General features: G+C 59.3%; 22 protein-coding genes. 10 read left to right on the top strand and 12 right to left on the bottom strand.

Annotated features, from left to right (window positions below):
* Window positions 1-165 precede the first annotated feature (165 nt).
* Together dusB and phoU are read left to right on the top strand one after the other, a co-directional pair.
* Window positions 166-1,311, top strand: coding sequence for a tRNA dihydrouridine synthase DusB (gene dusB / locus QP934_RS08550; protein WP_239273288.1), 1,146 nt, complete (start codon window positions 166-168; stop codon window positions 1,309-1,311).
* 101 nt (window positions 1,312-1,412) lie between these two features.
* The gene (gene phoU / locus QP934_RS08545; protein ID WP_419127306.1) at window positions 1,413-2,141 is read left to right on the top strand and encodes a phosphate signaling complex protein PhoU; all 729 of its coding nucleotides are present in this window, start codon (window positions 1,413-1,415) and stop codon (window positions 2,139-2,141) included.
* A 75-nt stretch (window positions 2,142-2,216) separates the two neighbouring features.
* Here phoU and pstB read toward each other — a convergent pair whose 3' ends face one another.
* The 5 genes from pstB to mshD all read right to left on the bottom strand — a co-directional run bounded on the left by pstB (window position 2,217) and on the right by mshD (window position 7,373).
* On the bottom strand, window positions 2,217-2,990 hold the full coding sequence (gene pstB / locus QP934_RS08540) for a phosphate ABC transporter ATP-binding protein PstB (RefSeq protein ID WP_023019857.1): 774 nt from the start codon (window positions 2,988-2,990) through the stop codon (window positions 2,217-2,219).
* Window positions 2,991-3,041: 51 nt separating this feature from the next.
* Window positions 3,042-3,956, bottom strand: coding sequence for a phosphate ABC transporter permease PstA (gene pstA, locus QP934_RS08535; protein WP_284791266.1), 915 nt, complete (start codon window positions 3,954-3,956; stop codon window positions 3,042-3,044).
* 14 nt (window positions 3,957-3,970) lie between these two features.
* Window positions 3,971-5,017 (bottom strand): phosphate ABC transporter permease subunit PstC, encoded by a 1,047-nt coding sequence (gene pstC / locus QP934_RS08530; RefSeq protein ID WP_239273291.1) that lies wholly within the window; start codon window positions 5,015-5,017, stop codon window positions 3,971-3,973.
* A gap of 122 nt (window positions 5,018-5,139) precedes the next feature.
* Window positions 5,140-6,243 carry a phosphate ABC transporter substrate-binding protein PstS gene (pstS, locus tag QP934_RS08525; RefSeq protein ID WP_198492017.1) on the bottom strand — a complete coding sequence of 368 codons (1,104 nt, stop codon included), beginning with the start codon at window positions 6,241-6,243 and terminating at the stop codon, window positions 5,140-5,142.
* Window positions 6,244-6,455: 212 nt separating this feature from the next.
* Window positions 6,456-7,373 (bottom strand): mycothiol synthase, encoded by a 918-nt coding sequence (gene mshD / locus QP934_RS08520; protein WP_419127305.1) that lies wholly within the window; start codon window positions 7,371-7,373, stop codon window positions 6,456-6,458.
* 33 nt (window positions 7,374-7,406) lie between these two features.
* Between mshD and QP934_RS08515 the strand changes: the two genes are divergently transcribed.
* The gene (locus QP934_RS08515) at window positions 7,407-8,234 is read left to right on the top strand and encodes a DUF2993 domain-containing protein (protein ID WP_419127304.1); all 828 of its coding nucleotides are present in this window, start codon (window positions 7,407-7,409) and stop codon (window positions 8,232-8,234) included.
* On the opposite strand, the gene QP934_RS08510 is transcribed toward QP934_RS08515, so the two are convergent.
* Window positions 8,218-9,243, bottom strand: coding sequence for a diacylglycerol/lipid kinase family protein (locus QP934_RS08510; RefSeq protein WP_419127310.1), 1,026 nt, complete (start codon window positions 9,241-9,243; stop codon window positions 8,218-8,220). The two genes, QP934_RS08515 and QP934_RS08510, sit on opposite strands and share 17 nt — an antisense overlap.
* A 65-nt stretch (window positions 9,244-9,308) precedes the next feature.
* Here QP934_RS08510 and QP934_RS08505 point away from each other — a divergent pair, with 65 nt between their 5' ends.
* A complete protein-coding gene (locus QP934_RS08505; RefSeq protein ID WP_005325810.1) occupies window positions 9,309-10,004 on the top strand; it encodes an FABP family protein in 696 nt (231 codons plus the stop codon).
* On the opposite strand, the gene QP934_RS08500 is transcribed toward QP934_RS08505, so the two are convergent.
* Complete coding sequence (locus tag QP934_RS08500) at window positions 10,001-10,864, bottom strand: aminodeoxychorismate lyase (protein WP_198492020.1); 864 nt, start codon at window positions 10,862-10,864, stop codon at window positions 10,001-10,003. The two genes, QP934_RS08505 and QP934_RS08500, sit on opposite strands and share 4 nt — an antisense overlap.
* A gap of 30 nt (window positions 10,865-10,894) precedes the next feature.
* Between QP934_RS08500 and QP934_RS08495 the strand changes: the two genes are divergently transcribed.
* Both QP934_RS08495 and QP934_RS08490 read left to right on the top strand, forming a co-directional pair.
* Window positions 10,895-11,959 carry a YgfZ/GcvT domain-containing protein gene (locus QP934_RS08495; RefSeq protein WP_419127303.1) on the top strand — a complete coding sequence of 355 codons (1,065 nt, stop codon included), beginning with the start codon at window positions 10,895-10,897 and terminating at the stop codon, window positions 11,957-11,959.
* Window positions 11,960-12,099: 140 nt separating this feature from the next.
* Entirely contained in the window at window positions 12,100-12,297 is a 198-nt protein-coding gene (locus tag QP934_RS08490; protein WP_193387586.1) for a DUF3073 domain-containing protein, read from the top strand.
* 89 nt (window positions 12,298-12,386) lie between these two features.
* Here QP934_RS08490 and purM read toward each other — a convergent pair whose 3' ends face one another.
* Genes purM through QP934_RS08475 form a run of 3 tightly spaced genes read right to left on the bottom strand, consistent with a single transcriptional unit; the run spans window position 12,387 to window position 15,369 of the window.
* Complete coding sequence (gene purM, locus QP934_RS08485) at window positions 12,387-13,439, bottom strand: phosphoribosylformylglycinamidine cyclo-ligase (RefSeq protein WP_419127302.1); 1,053 nt, start codon at window positions 13,437-13,439, stop codon at window positions 12,387-12,389.
* An 18-nt stretch (window positions 13,440-13,457) separates the two neighbouring features.
* Complete coding sequence (gene purF / locus QP934_RS08480; RefSeq protein ID WP_198492023.1) at window positions 13,458-14,954, bottom strand: amidophosphoribosyltransferase; 1,497 nt, start codon at window positions 14,952-14,954, stop codon at window positions 13,458-13,460.
* Window positions 14,955-14,964: 10 nt separating this feature from the next.
* Window positions 14,965-15,369 carry a sterol carrier family protein gene (locus QP934_RS08475; protein WP_198492024.1) on the bottom strand — a complete coding sequence of 135 codons (405 nt, stop codon included), beginning with the start codon at window positions 15,367-15,369 and terminating at the stop codon, window positions 14,965-14,967.
* 33 nt (window positions 15,370-15,402) lie between these two features.
* Between QP934_RS08475 and QP934_RS08470 the strand changes: the two genes are divergently transcribed.
* Both QP934_RS08470 and QP934_RS08465 read left to right on the top strand, forming a co-directional pair.
* A complete protein-coding gene (locus QP934_RS08470) occupies window positions 15,403-16,413 on the top strand; it encodes an acyl-CoA thioesterase (protein WP_419127301.1) in 1,011 nt (336 codons plus the stop codon).
* 136 nt (window positions 16,414-16,549) lie between these two features.
* Window positions 16,550-17,713: an asparaginase gene (locus tag QP934_RS08465; protein WP_408926726.1), complete on the top strand. Its 1,164-nt coding sequence runs from the start codon at window positions 16,550-16,552 to the stop codon at window positions 17,711-17,713.
* On the opposite strand, the gene trhA is transcribed toward QP934_RS08465, so the two are convergent.
* Together trhA and QP934_RS08455 are read right to left on the bottom strand one after the other, a co-directional pair.
* Window positions 17,710-18,432 carry a PAQR family membrane homeostasis protein TrhA gene (gene trhA, locus QP934_RS08460; protein WP_419127300.1) on the bottom strand — a complete coding sequence of 241 codons (723 nt, stop codon included), beginning with the start codon at window positions 18,430-18,432 and terminating at the stop codon, window positions 17,710-17,712. The two genes, QP934_RS08465 and trhA, sit on opposite strands and share 4 nt — an antisense overlap.
* Before the next feature lie 381 nt (window positions 18,433-18,813).
* A complete protein-coding gene (locus tag QP934_RS08455) occupies window positions 18,814-19,203 on the bottom strand; it encodes a hypothetical protein (RefSeq protein WP_408926724.1) in 390 nt (129 codons plus the stop codon).
* A gap of 31 nt (window positions 19,204-19,234) precedes the next feature.
* Here QP934_RS08455 and QP934_RS08450 point away from each other — a divergent pair, with 31 nt between their 5' ends.
* Window positions 19,235-22,180 carry an SNF2-related protein gene (locus QP934_RS08450; protein WP_419127299.1) on the top strand — a complete coding sequence of 982 codons (2,946 nt, stop codon included), beginning with the start codon at window positions 19,235-19,237 and terminating at the stop codon, window positions 22,178-22,180.
* 22 nt (window positions 22,181-22,202) lie between these two features.
* Window positions 22,203-24,110, top strand: coding sequence for a site-specific DNA-methyltransferase (locus QP934_RS08445; protein WP_419127298.1), 1,908 nt, complete (start codon window positions 22,203-22,205; stop codon window positions 24,108-24,110).

The following is a 24,110-nucleotide window of genomic DNA, read 5'->3' as shown; positions in this document are numbered from 1 at the left end:
AGCCAAAATAACGGCCGTCCTAAATAGTTACACAGCCCACATTAGCGAATCTTTGCAAGATTTCCACCACTTTTGTGTGACCCCTACCCCATAAAGCAAAAATAGGGTACGTCGCCACTGTGGGCCCGGTTGCTATTTTCCCCCGTTAACTAGCACAATTGGGGCGTGAATTTGCGCATTGGACACTACGATCTCTCCTCCCCCGTCATCCTCGCCCCGATGGCGGGGGTAACCAACGTTGCCTTCCGCACGTTGTGCCGCGAGCAAGAGCTGGAGCGCACCGGCACGGTGTCGGGCCTCTACGTTTGCGAAATGGTCACGGCCCGCGCCTTGGTTGAGCGCAATGAAAAGACGCTGCACATGACCACCTTCGCGCCGCAGGAGGATCCCCGTTCCCTACAGATCTATACGGTGGATCCGGAATATACCTATAAAGCCGCGAAGATGATCGTCGACGAAAACCTGGCGGACCACATCGATATGAACTTTGGTTGTCCAGTTCCCAAGGTGACCCGCCGCGGCGGCGGTTCCGCGCTTCCTTATAAGCGACGTCTCTTTGGCAATATCGTCTCCGCCGCAGTCAAGGCCACCGAGGGAACCAATATCCCGGTCACGGTGAAGATGCGCGTGGGCATTGACGACGAGCACCATACGCATCTCGACGCCGGGCGTATCGCCGTCGAGTCCGGTGCCGCCGCCGTTACCCTGCACGGCCGCACCGCCGCTCAGCGCTACTCCGGCGAAGCACGATGGGACGAAATCGCGCGCCTCAAAGAGCATCTGGCAGATACTGGCGTGCCGGTGCTGGGCAATGGCGATATCTTCCGTGCCGAGGATGCCCGCCGCATGATGGAACAAACCGGCTGCGACGGCGTGCAGGTAGGCCGCGGCTGCCTCGGCCGCCCGTGGCTTTTTGCCGAGCTCGGCGCCGCACTGCGCGGCGAGTCCATTCCGGCAGAGCCCACCCTGGGCGAGGTCACCCAGGTAATCCTCCGCCACGCGGAGCTACTGGCGGAGCACGATGGCGAGGACAATGCTTCACGCGATATCCGCAAGCACATCGGTTGGTACCTGCGTGGTTTCCCGGTTGGTGGCCAGGTCCGCGCGGGCTTAGCCAAGGTCAATTCCCTCGATGCCTTGCGTGAGCTTCTAGCCCCTTGGGCGGATTCCGATGCCCTGGCTGCCGACGCCGACGGAGCCCGCGGCCGCCAAGGCTCACCCTCCAAGGTGGCTTTGCCGGATGGCTGGCTCGACGATCCAGAAGACGACTGCGTTCCGGTTGCCGCTGACATTATGAACTCCGGCGGATAACCTAACAAAGGTATAAGAGCAGCTAGGAACGCACAGGAAACTTGCATTTATGCTCTACTTAAGTTGCGCAAGCGCCGAAATTTTTCGCTATTATCTTTGGCATGCGTGCCGCTTACAGGGAACACCTAGACAATTTCTCCCACGACCTCATCGTGATGTGCGATACCGTTCGCGACATCATGGATAAGGCCTCCTTGGCGCTGCTGCAAGGCGCCTTGGACTCCGCGGAAGATGCCCTCACGATGACTGAGGAGCTAGATGAGATCCGCGCTAGGTGCTCTGAGCGTGCCGTAAAACTCTTGGCCTTGGAAAACCCCATGGCACAGGACCTCCGTCAGGTGGTCTCCTCGATTTATATCGTGGAGGATCTCTACCGAATGGGCCGGCTTTCCCAGCACATCGCGGCCTCCGCGCGCCGCCGCCACCCTGCCCCCGTGGTACCGGCGAATTACATCGGCTACTTCGAGGAGATGTACCGTCTTACTGAAGAAATGGGGTCGGTCCTGCACGATATCCTCGTCACCCCTGATGCGGATTTGTCCGTCAACCTCCGTGCCGACGATGATGCAGTGGATGATATCAACTCCCATATTCTGCGCATCCTGACTCAGCGCGAATGGGAAGGCAGCGTGCGCGAAGCCGTTGAGACCTCACAAATTACGCGTTACTACGAGCGCTATGCGGACCACTGCGTCTCCGTGGCCGGCCACATCATCTATCTGACCACGGGTCTTTTGCCCAATGACTATGCCAAGAAGCTAGAGGAGGACAAAAAGGACGCCGAATTTGAAGCACGGATGGCAGATCTCGAGCGTCAGTTTCGCCGTTAGACGAATCTAAGCACCAAAGAAGGGGACCGGTTCTTTCGAACCGGTCCCCTTTCTCTCGGACAATCTCTCTACTCTTTAGCCAAAGCGGCCAGAAATGTAATCCTCGGTCTCCTTCTGAGAAGGATTCTCGAAGATCTTGGTGGTGTCATCGAACTCCACCAGGTGGCCTGGCTTACCGGTTGCTTCTAGGGAGAAGAAGCCGGTCTTATCGGACACGCGGGCTGCCTGCTGCATGTTGTGGGTCACAATAACGATGGTGAAGTTTTCCTTCAGCTCGTGGATGAGGTCCTCCACGGCGAGGGTGGAAATCGGGTCCAGCGCGGAGCAAGGCTCGTCCATGAGTAGCACCTCTGGCTCCACGGCGATAGCGCGGGCGATGCACAGACGCTGCTGCTGACCACCGGAGAGGCCGCCGCCTGGCTTGTCCAAGCGATCCTTAACCTCGTCCCACAAGTTGGCGCCGCGCAGGGACTTCTCCGCGACTTCCTTGAGCTTCTTCTTGTTCTTTTCACCGGACAGCTTCAGGCCTGCCACGACGTTGTCCTCGATGGACATCGTGGGGAACGGGTTAGCCTTCTGGAAGACCATGCCGATGGTGTTGCGTACGGATACCGGGTCGACCTTCGGTCCGTAAATATTGGTGCCATCGAGCAGGATTTCGCCCTTCACGGAGGCGCCGGGGATAACCTCGTGCATGCGGTTGATGGTGCGCAGCACGGTGGACTTACCACAGCCGGAAGGGCCGATGAATGCGGTCACGGCCTGGGCCGGAATCTGCATATTCACGTTCTGCACGGCGTGGAAGTCGCCGTAAAAAATGTTCACGTCATTGAGCGCGAGCTTAGACATTTGGGAGTTTCTCCTCTAGCAAGTGTATGGCGGAATCGAGTGGTACGGCGTTTACTTCTTAACCGAGAACTTCGCGGAAACGATGCGGGCCGCAATGTTGAGGACGGCGATGAGGATAACCAGCGTCAACGCTGCTCCCCAGAGCTTGTCCAGTACGGCGGGCTGTGCGCCGGCCTTGTACATATCCAGCATCATCAGCGGGAGCGAGGACTGAGAGCCCTTGAAGGCATCCCAGTTGATGACGGAGGAGGAACCAACCAAGACCAGCACCGGCGAGGACTCACCCATCACGCGGGCAATCGCCAGCATGATGCCGGTGACGATGCCGGACAGTGCGGTAGGCAGAACGATGCGGGCGATGGTCTTCCACTTCGGAACGCCGAGTGCGTAGGATGCCTCACGCAGATCCATTGGGACCACGCGTAGCATCTCTTCGGTATTACGCACCACAATCGGGATCATCAGCAGCACCAGGGACAGCGCCACGGCGAAGCCGGAGCGGCCGAAGCCGAACAGGGTGATCCACATGGCGAAGATGAACAGAGCCGCAACGATGGAAGGCACACCGGACAGGATGTCCACCATGAAGGTGGTGATGCGGCCGAGCCAGCCGCCCTTGGAGTACTCCACCAAGTAGATGGCGGTAAAGATACCGATCGGGATAGAGATAATGGAGGCCAGAATGGTCTGGACGAAGGTACCAACGATGGCGTGAGCGGCACCGCCGCCGGAAGAGCTATTCATGATGCCGCGCTGGGAGGTGGTCCACCACTCAGGGTTGAGGATGACGCCGCTGCCGCGGGCGATGAGTTCCCACAGAACCCACACCAGCGGAACCATGGCCAGAATCATTGCGCCCCAGACCACCGCGGTGGCGATGTTATTGGTCATCTTGCGGGAGCCGGAGATGTCCAGGAAGGTCGCGCCGCCTTGGGAGGCAGGCTTGGCATTAGTAGTCGTAGTCATTGATCCTCCCCTCCTTACTTATTCTTCACGATGGCGCGGGCAATTGCGTTGACCACGAAGGTCAGCAAGAACAGCATGAGGCCGGCGGCGATGTAGGCACCAGCGCGCATCTCGTTACCGAACTCGGCAGATGCCAGGGCGATGGCCGTGGCGAAGGTCGTGCCGCCGTCGAAAAGCGAGAAGCGGAAGTCAATCAGCGGGGAGACAACCATGTACAGCGCCATGGTCTCACCCAACGCACGGCCCAAGCCGAGCATGGAGCCGGCGATGTAGCCGGACATGCCGAATGGCAGAACGGTCATGCGGATAACTTCCCAGCGGGTAGCACCCAGAGCCAGGGCGGATTCCACCTGGCCCGGAGGGGTCTGCACGAAGACCTCGCGTGCGGTAGCGGCGATGATCGGCAGAATCATCACGGCAAGCACGATGCCACCGGTAAACAGGTTGCGGCCAGTAGCGAAAGACGGCGAGTTATCGAAGACGTGGAATAGGAAGAAGCCACCCGCCCAGGATTCCATCCAGGAGTAGAAGCCGGATAGGGCCGGGCCGAGAACCTGCCAGCCCCACAGACCATAAACAATGGAAGGAACCGCAGCGAGCATGTCCACGAGGAAGCCGAGCGGCTTAACCAAGCGGGCAGGCGCGTAGTTGGACAGGAAGATGGCGATGGCCAAGGCCACCGGCATGGCCAGCAGAAGGGCGAAGACCGAAATGAGAACGGTGGTTCCGAACATGGTCGGAATACCGAACTTCATCGCGGAGGTATCGGAGGTCTCCCAGCGGCCACCGTAGGTGAAAAAGCCCATGATGCCGCCGTCGTTGACCGCCAATGCGGGCACCGCTCGCCAGAGCAGGAAGGCAGCAATGGCCGCAATCATGACGGTGATAAGCGTTGCCGAAGCAGTGGAAAAGAACTCAAAGACACGGTCGCCTGGGCGCTTTACGCCGCTATTGGAGCTGGTGGTAGCTACCTCGTCGTGTCCGCTGTTGGAGACTCGCTCGGCAGAGGTGGCGTTTGCATCCGTCTGCTCTGGAGCCGTGGTGAGATTATTGTCTGCCATGAGACTGTTAATCCTTTTCAGCGTTAAAAATGGAAAATATCGTTACATACCTGCGCCCCCAAAGCGCGAATTGTGTGCGGCAGTGGGGGCGGGGAGGTATTAAGCTTTTGCAGCTTTAGCGCTTACTGCAGAGCGTCAACAGCAGCCTTCAGCTTGTCCAGGTGTGCACCCTCAACCGGGATGAAGCCCTGCTCAGCCAGCTGGTCGTCCTGGTGATCCAGGACGGTGGTGAAGAAGGACTTGACCAGCTTAGAGGTCTCCTCATCGTAGCCCTTGGAGCAGACGATGTTGTAGGTGGTCAGGATGAGCGGGTATGCACCCTCATTGTCGGAGGAGAACAGTGCCTCGGAATCAACAACCATGTTGTGTTCGGAGTCGGTCTCCTTGAACTCCAGGTTCTCCAGAGCCTTGTTGACGGACTCGGTGGACAGCTCGACTGGGCCGTGGCCGAAATCGATCTTGGCCTTCTTGACGCCCTCGCCCTCCTTCTGGTCTGCGAAGCCAGCCTCGACGTACGTGATAGCACCATCGATGCTTGCAACCTGGTCAGCAACACCGGAGGAGCCGTTAGCACCCTCACCAACAGCGTCTGGGAACTGCTTGCCCTCGGAGTCCCAGTCACCGGTAGCGGCCTTCAGGAACTTCTGGAAGTTTGCGGAGGTACCGGACTCGTCGGAACGGAAGATGACGGTGATGTCCTTGTCCGGCAGGTCGGTGCCCTCGTTGTCAGCAGCGATGGCCTTGTCGTTCCACTTCTTGATTTCGCCCTTGAAGATCTTGCCCAGGGTCTCAGTGGAGAGGTTGATCTCGGTGTCACCCAGGTTGTAGGCGATTGCAACCGGACCGATGGTGGTTGGCAGGTGCCATGCCTCGTTGCCATCGCAACGCTCAGCGGCAGCCTCAACCTCGCCCTCGTCATCTTTCAGAGCGGAGTCAGAACCAGCGAAGTCAGCTTGGCCGTTGGTGAAGGCCTCAACGCCGGCGCCGGAACCGGAAGCGTTGTAGGACAGGGAAGCGTCTGGGTGATCCTCGGAGAACGCGGTCTGGAAGTAAGACATTGCGTTCTGCTGGGAGGATGCACCGTCACCGACGAGCTCGCCGGAGACGTCCTCGCCGCCAGCGGAATCAGAGGAGGAGCCAGACTCCTCAGAGCAAGCTACGAGAGCGGTGGAGGTTGCAGCTACGATGCCGAAGATTGCGGCAGTGCGCTTGAAGTTGCGAATCACGGGAAAACCCTTTCCGGTGCAGATCAGAGATTGATTGTCCGAGGAAACCGCATCTCCTAGAGAGATATCCTGCATCCCGCTCCGCCTTCTGGGGCGAGATGCAGGCGCACAGGTGCGGTTAACTCACAGGGTGTAAAGCTATCCGCAGGATCTGACCAAAAGGGTGCCAAGAGGTAAACAATGGGTGAACAAACATCGTGCACCCCATGACGTTAGTCACACACGCCCCACACGACGTGTTCTTCATCAACCTCAAAGCCTAGGCGCTCGTACGCCTTCAGCGCCGGATCATTATCCGCTTCTACATAAAGAATTACCCGCTGAGCTCCCTTTTCCACCATGCGGCGCAGGCCAATTTGCAGTAGCGGACCGCCCAACTTCTTGCCGCGGTAATCTTCCGCCAAGCCCACCACGTAGACCTCACCAAAGCCCGGAGTTTCCTCCGCATGCCACTTGGTCCAGTGGAAGCCGGCCAGTGCCGGCTCATCTGCCGTATCCCACAGGAAGAGCAGGTCTGCGGGGTCGAACCAGTCCGCCTCCATGCCGCGGTGCAGGCGATCAAGATCCCAGCCACCTTGTTCGGGATGCCAAGAAAAGGCCTCGTTATTGACCTTGAGCCACTGCTTTTCCACAAAGTCCTTGCCCCACTTATCCACCGCCTCGGTGTAATTCAGGGCGGTCAGTGGCACGCCTTCGGGACGGGCGGCCGCTGCAAGCTCTTCTCCCCCGATACCCATGACCACCAGCTTGCGGGTGACCTGCAGGTCGCGGGAGTGCGCCAGCGCCTGTGCCGCCGGTAGGTTCCCGTGGGCCCAGGCGTGGAGGTTGGGGGTCTTAGCGGCGGCGTCGTAAAGCGCGGCACCAAAGCCCTGACCGCGGAAGTCGGGGGAAATGAATAGCTCGGCGGTGGACCCGTCCAGACCGGCTACACCGCACGGCTCCTCCCCTACCCAGGCCACCAGGTGGCGGTGCTCCAAGCGGGAATCGCTAAGACCGTTGAGAAATTGCTCCGACAGCGGCGCCATTCCATCGGCACGTTCGGCCTGCTCAGCCAACGCTCCTACGCGGCGAGCCAGCTCCGGTGCGTCCGGTAGGTTTTCTTCCGTAATCTTAAAGGCATTGCTAGTCATAGGCCCCAGAATACGTAGGGTAAGAATAAAAGGGTGAGTGTTCTTAAGATTGACCGGCGCATCGTGCACGTCCTCCTCGTGGTGTGCGTGCTCATTGCAGCCTGGGTGGCGGATGCCTGCGTGGCTATGCACACGGAACACAAGGTGGCGCAAGCCGTGAAAGCCAATTCGCGGCTGGATAATACGCCGGATGTTTTCATCGGCGGCACCCCCTACCTGTGGGCGGCGGCTTCGAAGGAAATCCCTTATCTCGAGGTCAAGGCGCTGGATGTGGAGGTGCCCAAGCTGGGCATGGTCAATGCTTCGACCGTGCTGCGCGATATCACCGTCACCCCAGAGCAGGTGGTGAATGGAGATATTGAGGGCGCGCCCGTCTCCACCTACTCGCGCGGCATTTCCTTGGATGGTGTGGCGCTGGGCCGCCTGTTGGGGATTACCGATCTCTCGATTGCTAACCCGGACGATATTTCCCCCTCCGGTGGCACCTCTGCAGAAGCAGAGCTAACGGGCACCCTGCCTGGCGACGCCCACAAGTCCACCGCCAAGGTCACCCTCCGCCTGGTTGGGCCGGAGTTTCGCATGCAGGTCTATGACACGGACGACGAGCGCCTGCAAAAGGCCTTTTCCCTCAACTTCGATACCCGCCAGCTGCCGCTTCCGGCCCAAGCGACCGCGGTAAAAATGCAGGGAGGCACCATTTCCTTCGAGGTACAGCGCCGCAATATTAAGGTGCAGCTGGCCCAGCTCTCCCCGCTGGAGATTGACGGCTCGGAGCAAAAGGCCGTGGAAGAGGCGGAAAAGAAGGCCGCCGATACCAAGCACCGTGTCGGCCCCGCGCCGCGGACTAGCGCAGGCGAATAAAGTCCCGGAGAACTTCCTTCATCGTGCGCTGATGGACCTCCCGCCTACCCTGCGGGGCGAATACCTCGATGGCATCCTTCACGGAGGCCAAGGTAACTGCATCAAAGCGCCCCTCCGATTCTCCATCAGCTTGGAAGCGCTGCGGTTCGCGGCAGACCAGCTCAACCCGCATGGCGTCGTCGAAGGCCACCGTCTTTTCTTTGGTGAGCCTATTGAGCCATCCGCGCTTATCGGCACCGAAGAGGTGCAGCAGGCCGACGACGCCGCCGAGCCCGCTAAACTCCTCCAGCCCAAAGAGAGCAAGGCCCTCATCAAAGGAATTGCGCGGGTTAGTCACTACCGGCAGCGGGCCCAGGAATGTCCATGGGTTGGTATTCGAGGTAAACAACAGTGGCACATCGTCCTTGCGCAGCTGCTCGCCGCTGCTGGACTCGGCCGTCACCGCAATATGCGGTGGGTTCTTCCGCGCCCGGCTCCAGGCCCGAATGGCGACGTTGAGGTAACGCAGCGGGGTGGCCGAAAATCCCTGCTCACGAGCGCGATCCACGCGCGCCAAGACATCCGCGTCCAAACCAAAGCCGGCGTTGACGGCAAACCACCGCTCGTTCCACGTTCCTAGGTAGATGGTGCGGCGCAGATCCCGGTCGAGCATGCGAGCCAGCACATGGGTGGCCTCCACCGGAGTGCTGGGAAAGCCTAGGGCACGCACAAAGACATTCGCGGAGCCGGTAGGAATGACAGCCAGCGCCGGGATGGACTGAGGATCGGGGCGCTGCCCATCGGCCGGGCCGAGTAGCCCGTTTACCACCTCGTTGACGGTTCCGTCTCCGCCCACAGCAATTATGACGTCATAGTCATCCCTGGTCATTCCTTTGACCATCTCTTCGGCGTGGCCAGGGTAATGCGTAAATTGCACCTTGAGGTGTGGCCCCTCTACCGCTTGGAGGGCGGGAACGATTTGGCGGAAGAGGGCATTTGTTTGTGAGGTCGAGTTTGGATTCGAGATCATCAATGCATGCACGAGGTCCAAGTCTAGTAGTTAAATAGGCGGGTGCACGACTAGGCTGGACGGCCATGAGCGAAAATAATAATGAAACCACCCCTGAAAACATCGAAACTACCGCGGCTTCTCACCCGGAAAACGATCCTGGAAAGCTCAATGGCAACGATGCCGTGAACCAGGCTGCCGAGCAGTGGAAAGACGCCGCTAGCCGCAATATCCCCGCTCTCGAGCTGGGCGATACCCCAGTACCGGACGATACCGCGAACCTGCGCCAGGGCCCGTCGCTGCACGACGGCCTGCTGGGGCTACTCCCCCTTGTTGGTGTCTGGCAGGGCGAGGGCCAGGCCCACGATACGAAGGGCCAGGAGTACACCTTTGGCCAGCAGCTGGTGATCGCCCACGATGGCGAAAACTACCTGACCTTTAGCTCCCGTACCTGGAAGATCGATACCGAAGGCAAGCCGGAAGGCCCGTCTGTGCGCGAGACCGGCTTCTGGCGTATCTCGGAAAAGGATGAAATCGAGGTCACCTACACCTCTTCTACCGGCATCGTGGAAATCTTCTACGGCGAACCCTTCAATGACCGCGCATGGCAGCTGGAATCCGCCTCCACCATGGTCACGGAAACCGGCCCGAAGAACCTAGGCCCAGGCAAGCGCATGTACGGCCTGATGCCCAATAACAACCTGGGCTGGGTAGACGAGCGCATGGTCGATGGCGAAATGCGCCCCTACATGTCTGCGGAGCTCACCCGCATCGCTGGCTAGGACCCTAGCGCGGCATCAATAAGGTCTCGGATGACGTCCACGTTGTCCGGGGCCTTTAATTTTTTGTCATTCAACCGGGTGACACGCGCCGCAACGCGCACGGAGGACACTAGCCACACCGAATCCGCCTTTTCTAGGTACTCCACGGTCAGCGGCTTGGCCTTGCAGCGATAGCCTTTCTCTTTCGCGTGCGCGAAGAGCGCCGCTTGCGTGGTGCCGGGCAGGATGCCGCGGCCGGCCGCAGTGCGCAGTTTCTCGCCCTTGACGGCCACCACGGTTGAGGTCGCCCCCTCGAGAATTTCTCCGGTGTCTGGGTCGGTGAGGATGAGATCCTCAAAGCCTTTCTCCCGCGCCATGCGCAGCATCGCCATGGTGGCCGCGTAATTGAGCGTCTTGGCGGGCAATTCCTCCGCCACGTGCCACAAGCGGGGGCTTGTCATGACGGCGACGCCGTGGGCGCGCTGCTCTAGCACCTTGTCCTCAATCGGCTGCACAACAACCCACGCGCTCGGCCGCCCCGTGGAGGCGCGCCCGCGGGTATAGGTCCACGTGCATTTAGCATCGCCTTGCTCGTCCCCGCAGAAGTCCGCGATGGCGAGCCGGGTGGCTTCTTCCCACTTGTCCATGGGCGGCTCCGGCAGGTTCATCGTGCGGGCTGAATCGCAGAAGCGCTGCGCGTGACGCTGCAGGTTAGCGGCTTTTCCTCCGCGCACGAGCAGGGATTCAAAGATGCCATCGCCGCGGGTGACCGCGGCATCGTCCGCGTAGACGAGAGGCAGCGCGGGCATGTGCCTGCGTACCGACCCTCCAAAGGGCTCCACAACGTAGATGACCGGCTCTTTTCGCGGCGAAAACTTCATACTTTTGATTATGCCCTACCATCGGTAGTTGTGAGTTATTCTTCGCCTCTTCTGCAGCGCGCCGGTGCCGCGGAGCACCAGGACGCGACCGTACTCGATGCCCAGGGTGTGGCCTGGCACTATGGCAATCCGCTGGGCGAGCAACGGGCCGCCGATGGCGGCACCATCGTCATTGACCGCTCCCAGCGCCGCGTCATTCGCGTGAGCGGCAAGGACGCCGCCGAGTTTCTGAATAATCTGCTTTCACAGAAGCTTGACGACGCCCCCGTGGGTTTCACCGCCGGCGCCCTCGACCTGGACATCCAAGGCCACATCCTCCACCACATGGATATCGTGCGGACCGACGATGCCTTTCTTATTGACGTCCCCGGGGCGCAATTCGACTCCCTCTTTAAGTTCCTCACCATGATGGTCTTTTGGTCCGAGGTCACCGTAGAGGAAGCCGATATCGCCATCCTTACCCTCCTGGGTGAGGCCGATGTTTCACTTCCGCCCATGGTGGAGTTTTCCCGCCACGTCCAGTGGCCAGGAATTAAGCGCGTTGACCTTGGCATTCCTCGCGAATCCTTGGTCGAGGCAACGAAATACCTGGAGGAATCCGGTGCACGGCTAGCGGGGCTCATGGCGTTTACCGCCGAGCGTGTGCGTGCCCGCGAGCCGGAGCTGGCAGCGGATCTGGATAATAAATCCATCCCCCACGAGGTGCCGCAGTGGATCAGCCGCAGCGCCGCTAATCCGGCCCACGTCCACCTCAATAAAGGCTGCTACCGCGGCCAGGAAACGGTGGCGCGCGTAGAAAATCTGGGCCGCTCCCCTCGCCTATTGGTGCAGCTGCACCTCGACGGCTCCGCGCCACAGCGGCCAAATGTGGGCGATAACATTACTTTCAATGGACGTAAGGTAGGCCGCATCGGCACGATTGTGGATGACTGCGATTTCGGCCCCATCGCCCTAGGCCTAGTGAAGCGCTCTGCGCTGGACGCCGGCGCCCTAGAAGTGGGCGATACCGCGGCGTCTATCGATCCTTCCTCCATCCCCGAGGATGAGGGCCCCAAGGCTGGGCGTGAGGCAGTAAACCGGCTGCGAGGGCGCTAGATCTCCCACTAGCTAGGGGGCGGTGCGGAATTTTTTCGTCACACAGGCTATTGTGTCTTACAGGAAGATACTCAATAGACAAGTCGATGGGGCGCCCAAGAATCCCTGGCGCGCCCTACTAACCCAAGGGGGTCATGCACATGGGACGCGGACGCGCAAAGGCAAAGCAGACCAAAGTTGCACGCCAGCTCAAGTACAACTCACCCGAGATGGATATCGAGTCCCTACAACGGGAACTCGCCGCACAGCAAGAGGGTGACTCCCGCGATTATGAAGAGGATGACCCATACGCCGACTACGTCGACGAATGGGATGATGCCGACCGCGACGAACGCTAATCTTCCGCTCGCCGCCGGATAGCTCAAGGGCCCTAGGAAATCTCCTAGGGCCCTTCCTCATACCCTCCCCTGGCAGGGGCAGGGCCCTGCTAGAAGTTTGGGTGCTCGCCGTGCATGACCACGCGCGGTTCCTCGCCGGAGGCGGTGCGGACAGTGCCCAGCTCCCACGCATCAATATGGCGTGCGGTAAGCATTGCCAGGGCACGGTCACGGTCTTCGGGATTGACTACGGCAATCATGCCGACGCCCATGTTGAAGGTCTTCTCCATTTCCGCCAGATCCACCTTGCCCACCGAGGAGATGAGCTTGAAGACCTGGCCTGGAGTCCAGGTGGCGCGGTTGATATCGGCTGCGAGCCCCTCTGGAATGACGCGCTCGAGGTTGCCTGCCAGTCCACCACCGGTGACGTGGCAGAAGGTGGATACGGAGCATTCGCTGGCCAAAGCCAGGCAGTCCTTAGCGTAAATGCGGGTGGGCTCCAGCAGCTCCTCGCCGAGGGGACGACCGAGCTCTTCCACGTGGCCGTCGAGAGGCATGCCAGCCTGCTCCAGCAGGACGTAGCGGGCCAAGGAGTAACCATTGGAGTGTAGGCCGGAAGAGCCCATGGCGATGAGCACGTCACCATCACGGACCTTGTCTGGGCCAAGTACACCATCGGCCTCAACGACGCCTACCGCGGTGGCGGAGACATCGTATTCGTTTTCTTCCATCATGCCGGGGTGCTCGGCGGTCTCACCACCCAGCAGCGCGGCACCGGCCTGCACACAGCCCTCGGCGATGCCCTTGACTACCTCGGCCACCTTTTCCGGCACGACCTTGCCTACGGCGATGTAATCCTGCAAAAAGAGCGGCTCCGCGCCGCAGACAACGAGATCGTCCACACACATCGCAACGAGGTCGATACCGATGGTGTCGTGCTTGTCCATGGCCTGGGCCACGGCCAGCTTGGTGCCGACGCCGTCGGAACCGGCGGCGAGGATGGGCTCCTTGTAATCGCCGAGCTTGAATAGGCCAGCAAAGCCGCCAAGACCGCCCAGAACCTCAGGGCGGGTGGCACGCTTAGCGTGCGGGGCGAAAAGTTCTACGGCACGGTCGCCCTCTTCGATGCTGACGCCGGCTGCTGCGTAAGTATTGTCACTCATGGTTTCAGGTGTCCTTTGTTATTCGGTGCCGAGCAGGGTGCGCACGGCTTCTGCATTGGAGTTTCCGGCGGGCAGGCCAAGTGGGTACTCACCCGAGAAGCAGGCGGTACACAGCTCGGAACGCGGCTGTTCGGTGGCGGCCACCATCTCCTCAATGGAGACAAAGCCCAAGGAATCGGCGCCGATGGTGTCACAGATAGTGGCGCAGACGGTTTCCGGATCATCGGAGGGGCTGGCGTTGGCGATCAGCTCCCCCGGGGAGGCGAAGTCGATGCCGTAGAAACATGGCCACTTCACTGGCGGGGAGGCGATGCGCACGTGCACCTCGGCCGCGCCGGCCTCGCGCAGCATGCGGATGAGCGCGCGCTGGGTATTGCCGCGGACGATGGAATCATCCACCACGACGAGCTTCTTGCCGTTGATGACCTCGCGCAGCGGGTTGAGCTTCAAGCGGATGCCCAGCTGGCGCAGGGTCTGGGTGGGCTGGATGAAGGTGCGTCCCACATAAGCGTTTTTGACCAAGCCGTGGGCGAAGGTGATGCCGGATTCGCGGGCATAGCCCACGGCGGCTGGGTTGCCGGATTCGGGAACCGGGATGACCAGGTCCGCGCCCTCGGCCGGGTATTCGCGGGCCAAGCGGCGGCCAATGTCCACACGGGAGGCGTTGACGGAACGGCCCTTGATATCGCTATCCGGGCGAGCCAAGTAGACGTATTCGAAGACACAGCCGTGGCGCTTGGCCGGCGCGAAATTCACGGAACGGATGCCAGCCTCGTCGATGGCGACGAGCTCACCGGGCTCAATCTCGCGGATGAACTGAGCGCCGCAGATATCGAGCGCACAGGTCTCGGAGGCCACCACCCAGCCCTTGGCCAAGCGGCCGAGGACCAGCGGGCGCACGCCGTGCGGGTCGCGCGCGGCGTACATGGTGTGACCATCGGTAAAGGTCAGGCAAAACGCGCCCTTAACGCGCGGGAGCAAGTCACGGGCGGAGTCGAAGACGGAGGTGTCTTCATCTACGCCGTCGGCAAGCAGCATAGACAAGCACATGGAGTCAGAAACGGACTCCTCATGGGGCTTAATCAGGCCGCGCTGCACGGCCTCCTCGCGCAGCTCTAAGTAGTTGACCAGGTTGCCGTTGTGTCCGAGGGCGATGTCTACCCCGGTGGAGGAGGTAGAAAACATCGGCTGGACATTGGACCATTCCTTCCCGCCGGCGGTGGAATAGCGCGTGTGGCCCACCGCAACGTTTCCTTGGAGGGCAGACAGGGTGGACTCATCAAAGATATTGGCCACGAGGCCCATGTCCTTGAAGACGACGATGCGGTCATCATCGCCCACCGCAATGCCGGCAGCCTCCTGGCCACGGTGCTGCAGGGCGAAGAGACCAAAGTAGGTCAGCTTGGAGACTTCCTCCCCGGGAGCCCACACGCCATAGACGCCGCACTCTTCGCGGGGCTCCTGCTCATTATGATCGTCAAGATTGGTGATACTAGGAGTATGTACTTCTACCACGGCGTTTATATTAGCCTGTCACGCCGCCGGAAACTAACGGAATAAGCGGCAACCACTGCGCAATTTCGCCCGCGCGGGAGCCGGAAGCATCGACGCGACCAGTGCTTACGACCTCTTCCCAGTCCGCCAATCCGGTGGCGAGGCGCAGCCAGGTTTCCGGGTCGGTCTCCACCACATTGGGTGGGGTGCCGCGAGTATGGCGGGGCCCTTCAATGCATTGCACCGCAACAAATGGGGGTACGCGCAGCTCCACGGAATGGCCCGGCGCGTCGGCCTCGAGGGTGCGGGCGGTGCGACGGACGGCGTCGGCAAGCAGGGCCCTACCCGGCTTATCGTGCTCCGCCGGGGCGGCAATCCAGTCTTTGATGGCCATGACGGCCGCGCGGGTGGCTGCGGGATCGACGGGCTTTTTCATAGCTACATCATAACTACTGTTATCTTGTTGTTTATGTCACCTACGCCTTCCGTTGCGGAAAACCAGAAATCGCCGGCGCTGACGCTGCGCTTTATGGCATCGCCAACCGACGTCACCATGGCCGGCGCCCCCGGCATCAGCGGCGGACGCGTCTTGGAATGGATTGATAAGGCCGCCTATGCCTGCGCCGTGCAGTGGTCCGGCCAATACTGCGTGACCGCATACGTGGGCCATATCCACTTCACCCGGCCTATCCCTTCCGGGCACATCGTGGAGGTCCGCTCGCGCATCGCTATGACCGGGCGTTCCTCCATGCACATCGTCAACGAGGTGCTCTCTGCCGACCCGCGCGAAGGCATTTTTACCCGCGCCTGCGATTGCCTGGTCATCTTCGTAGCCAAGGACCCGGCCACCGGCAAGTCCACCCCGGTGCCGCCCTTCGTCCCCGCGACCGATGAGCAGTGCCGCGTGGAAGAGGCCGCCAAGTCCCGCATCGAGCTGCGCAAGGCCATCGAGGAAGAGATGGAAAAACAAACCTATGACGGGCCTTCCGATGCCCCGCGCATGGTCAACCGCTTCCTGGCCAAGCCCACTGACGTCAACTGGGGCGGCAAGGTCCACGGCGGCACGGCCATGCAGTGGATCGATGAGGCCGGCGCCGCTTGCACCATGGAGTGGTCCGCGGAGCGCACCGTTGCGGTGTACGCCGGCGGCATCCGCTTCTACCGCCCGATTTCCATCGGTGACCTCATCGAGGTCGACGCCCGCATGATGCGCACCGATACCCGCTCGATGCAGATGTCTATCCACGTCCGCTCCGGCAACCCCCGCGGCGGCCGCGAACACCTGCAAACCGCCATTCACGCCACCGTGGCCTATATCGCCCTCGATCACGATGGCCAGCCGCAGGTGGCCCGGCCCTTCAATCCCCATACCGAGGAAGACAAGCGCCTGGCCGAGCACGCGACCGTGCTGCGCGAGCTGCGTGCCAAGTACTCGCCAAAGCCTTTGGTGGTGGCGCCGTGGAACCAGCACATCGACTAGCCGCTCTCCCCTCGTTTCGGTGTTAGCAAGTCCATAGTGGCAGCGGGCTCCCCGTCTTTCTGCGTTAGATAGACGTATATGCGGCCGACGATTCCCGCCGCCCGCTTTCGCCTCCCACACACAGAAACGAGGGAATATGCACACCTCAACAATGCGTCGCTCGGCCCGCGCCGGCCTTGCTCTAGTCGCTTCCGCATTCCTCTTGGCGTCCTGCCAAAATCCGGATAGCCGCCCGGAAGAGGAGACTTCGGCCGCGGCGCCCGAGTCTTCCGCGCCGCACAGCGCCACCAGTTCCGCGCCAGCAGCCTCAGAGGAAACCACCGAAACCGCCACAACGGAAAGCGAGGGCCCACGCGCCACCGCCGAGGGCCACGTGGTGGTCCTTTCTACCGGGGGCACTATCGCCAGCACGCACGATAAGAAAGGTGCGGTGGTTCCCACCGTTACCGGCTCCAAGCTGGTGGAGCCCCTTTCCGGCACCTTTGACAGGGACAAGCTCACGTTAGAGGTCAAAGACATTGCCAAGCTGGATTCTTCCGCGATGACCTTGGACGATACCGACACCATCATCGAGGCCGTAAATAAGGAGCTACAGCGCGATGATGTCGATGGCGTAGTGGTTACCCACGGCACCGATTCCATGGAAGAAACCGCCATCGCCGTCGATACCTTCCAGGACAGCGATAAGCCGGTAGCCCTTACCGGAGCGATGCGCCCCTTTGATGACCCGGATCCGGATGGCCCGGAGAACTTGGCGCTCGCGGTCAAGACCGTAACTGACCCCTCCAACAAGGGCCGCGGTACCTTCATCGCCTTCGCGGATCACGTCATCCCGGCCCGCGGCGCTTTTAAGTCCGATACGGCCAAGGCCGATGGCTTTGCCAATAACAATGGCAAGAAGCAGCCTCAGCGCCCGAAGGCCCTGAAGCATCAGCCGCTGGGCAATACCCGCGTCGATATCATCGCCGCCTACCCCGGCGCGCCGGCCGACCTTATCCAGCGCTCCTTGGACAGCGGCGCCGAAGGCATCGTGATTGAGGGAATGGGCGCCGGTAACATCGGCGACGAGCTAGCCCAAGCCGCTAAGGCCGCGGCCAAGAAGGTTCCGGTCGTGCTCACCACCCGCGTGGATCACGGCCCGGTGGAGGGCATCTACGGCGGGGCCGGTGGCGGTGCCACGCTTGCCGACGCCGGCGTTATCTCCTCCGGCACCTTACGCGCTCCCCAAGCCCGTATGCTGCTAGCCGCTGCGATCAGCACCGACACCGATCCCGCGGAGCTCTTCCCCGACGCCGACTAAGCAGCCCCCTGAACCACGACCATCCACACCGCAACCAGGTGCACCACCGCCGCCGCAATCGTCGCGGTATGGAAATGCTCGTGGTAGCCGTAGTAACGCGCGTTGCGCCCTGGCCACTTAAAGCCATAGACCAGCGCGCCTAGCGAGTAGACCACGCCGCCGACAAAGAGCAGCCAGACGACGGCCGCGCCGGCCCGCGTCCACAACGTGGGGAGAAGCGGCAGCACCAGCCAGCCCAGCGCTAGGTAGACCACCACATCCAACCAGCGCGGGTGGCTAATCCACACCAGGTTCAAAATCACGCCTAGAATCGCCCCTGCCCAGGCAACGCCTAGCATCCATGCCGCCTGTAACGGCGATAACACGATGAGGCACAGCGGCGTGTAGGTCGCGGCGATAAATACTGCAATGGTGGCGTGGTCCGCCCGCCGCCACCATTGCACCGCACGCGCGCTCGCCCACGGGTAGCGGTGATAGAGCGCGGAGACTCCAAAAAGCCCCACCAGCCCCACGCCGTAGACGGTCACGCCAAGCCCTTGCCACCAGTGCAGCGTCATCCATGCATAGGTAATGAGCACGGTGGAGGCAATCACCGACAATAGCGCCGCTATTGCATGCCCCCAGCCACGACTAAGCGGCCTCGGACCGCGGTCGGCCATCCAGTACGTGCGCTGGACAAGGCCCGGCCGCGGCGCGCAATCGCCAGGTAACTGTGTCATGGCGATATACCCTTTCTAATGACCCGGCAACGGACAACTTACGATACCGTAAGTGTACGAGCGGAGGCGGAAGGCATCAAGAGAAGATACTTGGAAACTGAAGTGCCCCAGGTTTTGTTCTGTTTGAGTAGACGGGAAAATCTGGAAGATGCCGAGGAAATTTGACCAGCATACGAAGAACCGCGTGGTCCGTTTCGTGGAAGATCGCATCGTGGCGGAAAACATATCGATGCAAGCCGTGCGCTGAGGAGTAGGCCCACAGCTGGGGTTTCATGGTACACAGTTCATCTATGAACTTTGATGGGCCCGCCGTGCCGGGAACATACCAGAATCTGTGCCTGAAGATTTGGTCGCCGAAAACGCGATGCTACGCCGTGAAAATCAAGAACCGCGCGATACTAATGAGCTGCTGAAGGCTGCCTCAGCTTTTTCACGTCGAAACCAGGCACACAACGTTAAGAAATGATCCGGTTCATCGATGAACACCGGAATCGTTTCTCTGTCGAGTTCATTTGTAAGATGTTGAAAAATAGCCGGGCTATTGGGTTTATCACCTCGCGTGGGTATCGCCAGTCCAAGGCAAGGCTCCACCAAAGCTTGAGATACCGATTCCCGGTCGATGACGAAACCGAATTCTGGAAGCAGAACCCGCCCCAAGTAAAAATAGAAATCAAGGCAAATGCCTAGGAACAAAACTCGGGACACTTCAAAATCTACTGGAAGTGTCTCACCCACCACGCCCCGCCCGCTAAAGTTGAATGACGCTGACACATGCAAGCAGTTTCACTATATCGGGAAAATTATGATTCAGAGCCCAGACCAGTCTGTACCGAAGACCACACGCCGTGAGAACCCCGGAATCTCCTTCGGACTTCACCTCTCCAAATATCAAGCGAAGTATTTCGCGCACGAGCTTGAGCGGAGTTATGCCAATGACCATGTCGGCAAGCTTGCAGGACTGCTTTTCGACGCCCAGGTGGAACCCAAGCCTCACCAGATTGAGGCAGCATTATTCGCGCTGAAGGGGAACGCGACAAAAGGCGTCGTGTTGGCTGATGAGGTCGGCCTCGGTAAGACGATCGAGGCAGGCATTGTTATTACGCAGTTTTGGGCAGAGCGTAAACGCCGCATCCTGATCGTTGCTCCTGCTAGCCTCCGTCAGCAGTGGAAGCAGGAGCTTTACGAGAAGTTCTTGATCCCATCCGAGCTGCTTGACTCAAAATCGAAGGCAACGCTCCTGGTTAAAAAGGCGCCTGGTCAGGTTTTGATCGCTTCCTACGAGTTTGTCCAACAAAACAAGGCGGATCTGATGCGTCCGTGGGATTTAGTCGTTGCCGACGAAGCCCACCGGCTACGTAACTTCTATAAGGGCAAAAAACATGCCAAAGTAGCGCATTCGGTCGGTGACGTTTTTGATGGCGCAAACAAGGTAGTGCTGCTCACCGCAACCCCACTACAGAACCGCCTTGAAGAGATCTACGGTCTGGTCTCTATTTTCGACCCAGAGTATTTTCGATCTATCGATGTTTTCCGCGAACGGTATGTGAAAGCAGGAAGCACCGAATTCAGCCCCGATGACTTAGCGGAGCGCGTCGGCCAGTTGACCAAGCGCACCTTGCGGCGTGATGCCGAGAAGTACATCCGGTTCACCAAGCGTGACCCCTTGACCGTGAAGTTCCAACCTTCACAGGCGGAACTGGATCTTTATGACCTGGTTAATGCCTACCTCCAGCGCGATACTTTGTACGCGTTCAAAGAGTCGCAGCGAGCGCTTTCTTCGCAGGTGATGCGCAAGCGGTTGGGTTCCTCGACGTACGCCGTCGGGATCACGTTGCGTAGAACTGCGAATCGGCTGGCAGAGGAGCTGGCAGCAGGTCAGCCGCACGTTGTTCGTATGCCACTGTTCGATTTCGATAACGACATGCTTGAAGAGGAGCAGGCAGCATACGAGGCATTCGGGGATCTAGTAGAGCAGCACGAGGACTGGTCGGACCCGGAAGTCCGCAAGAAAGTGCAGAGCGAGATTGACGAGCTCAGAGAGTATGCGACGCTCGCCGAATCGATCCACCAAAATCAGAAGTCACTGAAACTCGGGGAGGCCATTGAACGTGGCTTCGCGAAACTGCGGGAGGTCGGTGCCCCTGAAAAGGCCATCATCTTCACCGAGTACAGCGACACCCAGAACTTCATCGCGGAAACCCTGCGCCAAGCGGGCTACGCCGAAGGGCTGGTACTGTTTAATGGCCAAAACGATTCGCCTGAGGCGACTGCGATCTATCAAGAGTGGCTCACAAAGAATGATGGTAGCGACGTTATTACCGGCAACCCGTCGGCGGATCGGCGAAAAGCTCTTGTTGACTACTTCCGCGAATCCGGCTCGATCATGATCGCAACGGAAGCGGCATCAGAGGGCATCAACCTCCAGTTTTGCTCAATGCTGATCAACTACGATCTGCCGTGGAACCCGCAGCGGGTGGAGCAGCGTATAGGCCGCATTCACCGTTATGGCCAGAAGCACGACGTTGTCATCGTCAACTTCTTCAATGAGGGCAATGCGGCTGAGGCTCGCATCTTGGAGCTATTGGAGAACAAATTCCACCTCTTCGATAGCGTCTTTGGCACTAGTGACGAGGTGCTGGGCCGTATTGAGAGTGGTTTCGACTTCGCTCAGGAGATTGCGAAGATCTACGACAGCTACCGCACTGCTGACGAGATCAACCAGGCGTTCAAGGAGCTTGAGAAGAAATACGCCGCCGCTGTAAGCAAGGACATGGCTGAGGCGAAGGCGAAGGTTTTCGACAACCTTGATCCCTCAGTGCGTGACCGCTTGAAGTCCTACGACGAGCAGTCTGGTGAGGTACTGAACAAGTTTGAGCGACTGCTTCTCCTCCTGACCATTAGCGGCTTACAAGGCAGGGCCACGTTTGAAGGCGACGGCCGCAACTTCGTTCTAAACGCGCCACCGTCTACCGGTATCACAGCTGGCCGTTATCACTTCAAGTCCTCGCCGAGAGGCAATTCCAAGCAGTACCGCTATCACAGTGATCTAGCGAAGTTCGTCATCGATGGTGCTCTGAGAGCGGACACGCCGAGCCAGACGCTCGTGTTCGACATCAGCAAGTCCGATCGCGTGAGCTCCCGCATGAAACAATTGGCTGGACAGTCTGGATCCCTCACTATCCGGGGGTTAACGTTCAAGATGAAAGCAAACGACAGCGATATTTCCGAGAGTTACTTGCTCGCTGCAGGCATTACCGATTCTGGCGAGGTACTGAACCAAGAAGATGCTGCAGAGATGATGGATCTGCGCGTCGTCGACACGTTGGATATAACTGGGCCGCTCAACACGGATCTGTTTGCGGCAGCGATCGAGCAGCAGCGGGAGTCTCTGGAAAAGGAAGTTCAGCACCGCAACTCGAGCTACTACAACCAGCAAGAAGAACTGCTTGAAAGTCAGATCCTTGACCTCGACACGGAGCGCAGGAAAGCTGTCCGAGAGCTTGAGAAGAAGCGAAAAGATCTGCGCAGGAAAGCTACTCACGCCGACGACCCGATGGAGCAGCTGAGGTTCAAGAAGAAGGCCCGAAATCTTGACGATGAAATCGATTCGATCGAGGACCAATACCGAAAAGAGAAACGAAACCTGCGCGATAATGTCGACGAGTTGCTTATTCTGATTAGGCAGTCGCTTCAAGGCAAGAGAGCTGAAAAAGAGCTGTTCACTATCCGGTGGCAGATCAAGGCGTAAACGAAGGTAGTCAAAAGGAAGAATGATGAACGAAGAGCGAGACATGATCAACGAAGTTCCTGGCAGCAGCCCCGAGTTCCGTACCGAGCTGGCCGAGCAGCTCGCCGAATTGGCACCTGAAGCGATTGCTGACGGCAAGATCGACGTAGAGAAACTCAAGGAGCTTCTCGAGGGCGACGCCTCAGACACCAGCGAACGCTTCGGTCTGTTTTGGCCAGGTAAAAAGCGTGCGATGCGGGCAGCGCAGACCCCGACGACTGCAACGCTTCGCCCGGATAAGGAAAACTCCAAAGACTGGGACACGACAAAGAACGTGTTTATTGAGGGCGACAACCTCGAAGTGCTGAAGATTCTGCAGAAGCACTACCACGGCAAGATCAAGATGATTTACATCGATCCGCCGTACAACACCGGCAAAGACTTCGTGTACCCCGATAACTACAAAGAGGGACTCGAGACCTACCTCGAGTGGTCCAAGCAGGTCAACAAAGACGGCAAGAAGCTTTCGTCCAACTCAGAGACCGAGGGGCGGTACCACTCCAACTGGCTCAACATGATGTACCCGCGGCTGAAGCTTGCGCGGAATCTCCTCCGCCAAGATGGCGCGATTGCTGTATCAATTGACGACTCTGAGCTCCGCCACTTGCAGTTAATGATGGTTGAAATTTTCGGTGAGGCTAATTTCTACACCACAGTCATCTGGCAGAAAAAATACTCGCCGGCAAATGACGCCAAACGCTTCTCGGATGTCCATGACTACATCGTGATTTTCTCGCGCTCGTCGAAGTTTCATCGAAATCTATTCCCAAGAACAGAATCGATGAACAAACCATATAAGCATGATGATGGCGATGGTCGTGGAAAGTACCGTATGGATAATCTATCAGTCCGCACCTACTCAAAAAGTTCAGATTATCCAATTAAGAACCCGAATACCGGTGCCGAATACAAGCCCCCTGCAGGCGGATGTTGGCGTTATCCCAAAGAGTCAATGGCCAAACTTATCTCTGAAAATCGTATCTATTGGGGCAAGGACGGCACCGGGGCGCCTCAGCTGAAGCGGTATCTTTCCGAGGTCCAGCAAGGTTCGGTGCCTATGACGCTTTGGGATTGGGAATTTGCCGGGCACACCGACGCAGCCCGAAAGGAAATCAAGTCCCTTTTCGGGACTTCAGCTGTATTCGACACTCCGAAGAACTCGCTGCTCATGCAGCGTTTGGTGCAAGTGATTTCTAATGGTGAAGACGACTTGATTCTAGATTTCTTCGCTGGATCAGGCACAACCGCTCATGCTGTTATTCGGCAAAATGCGGAGGACCATAAAAATCGCCGAATGATCTCGGTCCAACTCGATGAGCCTCTACCCCGTGATATAGCTGGGTACGAGACAATCGCCGATGTATCACGTGAACGAATCCGCCTCGCAGGGGCCAAGGTATCCGAAGACTACTCAGCTGAAATCGAAAACCGTGAGAAAGCGTTGGATATCGGCTTCCGTTCCTACAAGCTCGCCGATACAAACTTCACCAAGTGGCGCAGCGATTCTGACACCGACGCGACTGCGCTCGAACAACACCTGCTGGATCTCCGTGAAAGCGCCGACGACAACGCCACCCCTGACGATCTTCTCACAGAGATCCTGATCAAGCAGGGCCACTCGTTGGTCGAGCAGATCCGTGACCGCGATATCGACGGTCTGCCGTATAAAGCGGTGGTCCGAGTCGATGACGAAGACGGCGAAGAAGACACCCTGGTGCTCGCGTACCTTGACGAACACACCAAGCCGACCCTGACACAGCTTCGTGAACCTATGGAGGTCAAGCCAGCCCAGTTCATCATGCTCGAGGATGCGTTCCAAGGCGACGACGAGCTGAAAACCAACCTGGCCCAAATCTGCAAGACCAACGGCATCGAGCTCTGGACGGCGTAA

It is taken from the genome of Corynebacterium sp. MSK122, assembly GCF_030229435.2.
In the GTDB taxonomy this organism is placed as follows: Bacteria; Actinomycetota; Actinomycetes; order Mycobacteriales; family Mycobacteriaceae; genus Corynebacterium; species Corynebacterium marquesiae.
Note: the sequence above shows the minus strand (reverse complement) of the source record. Positions and strands in the feature narration are given on the sequence as shown.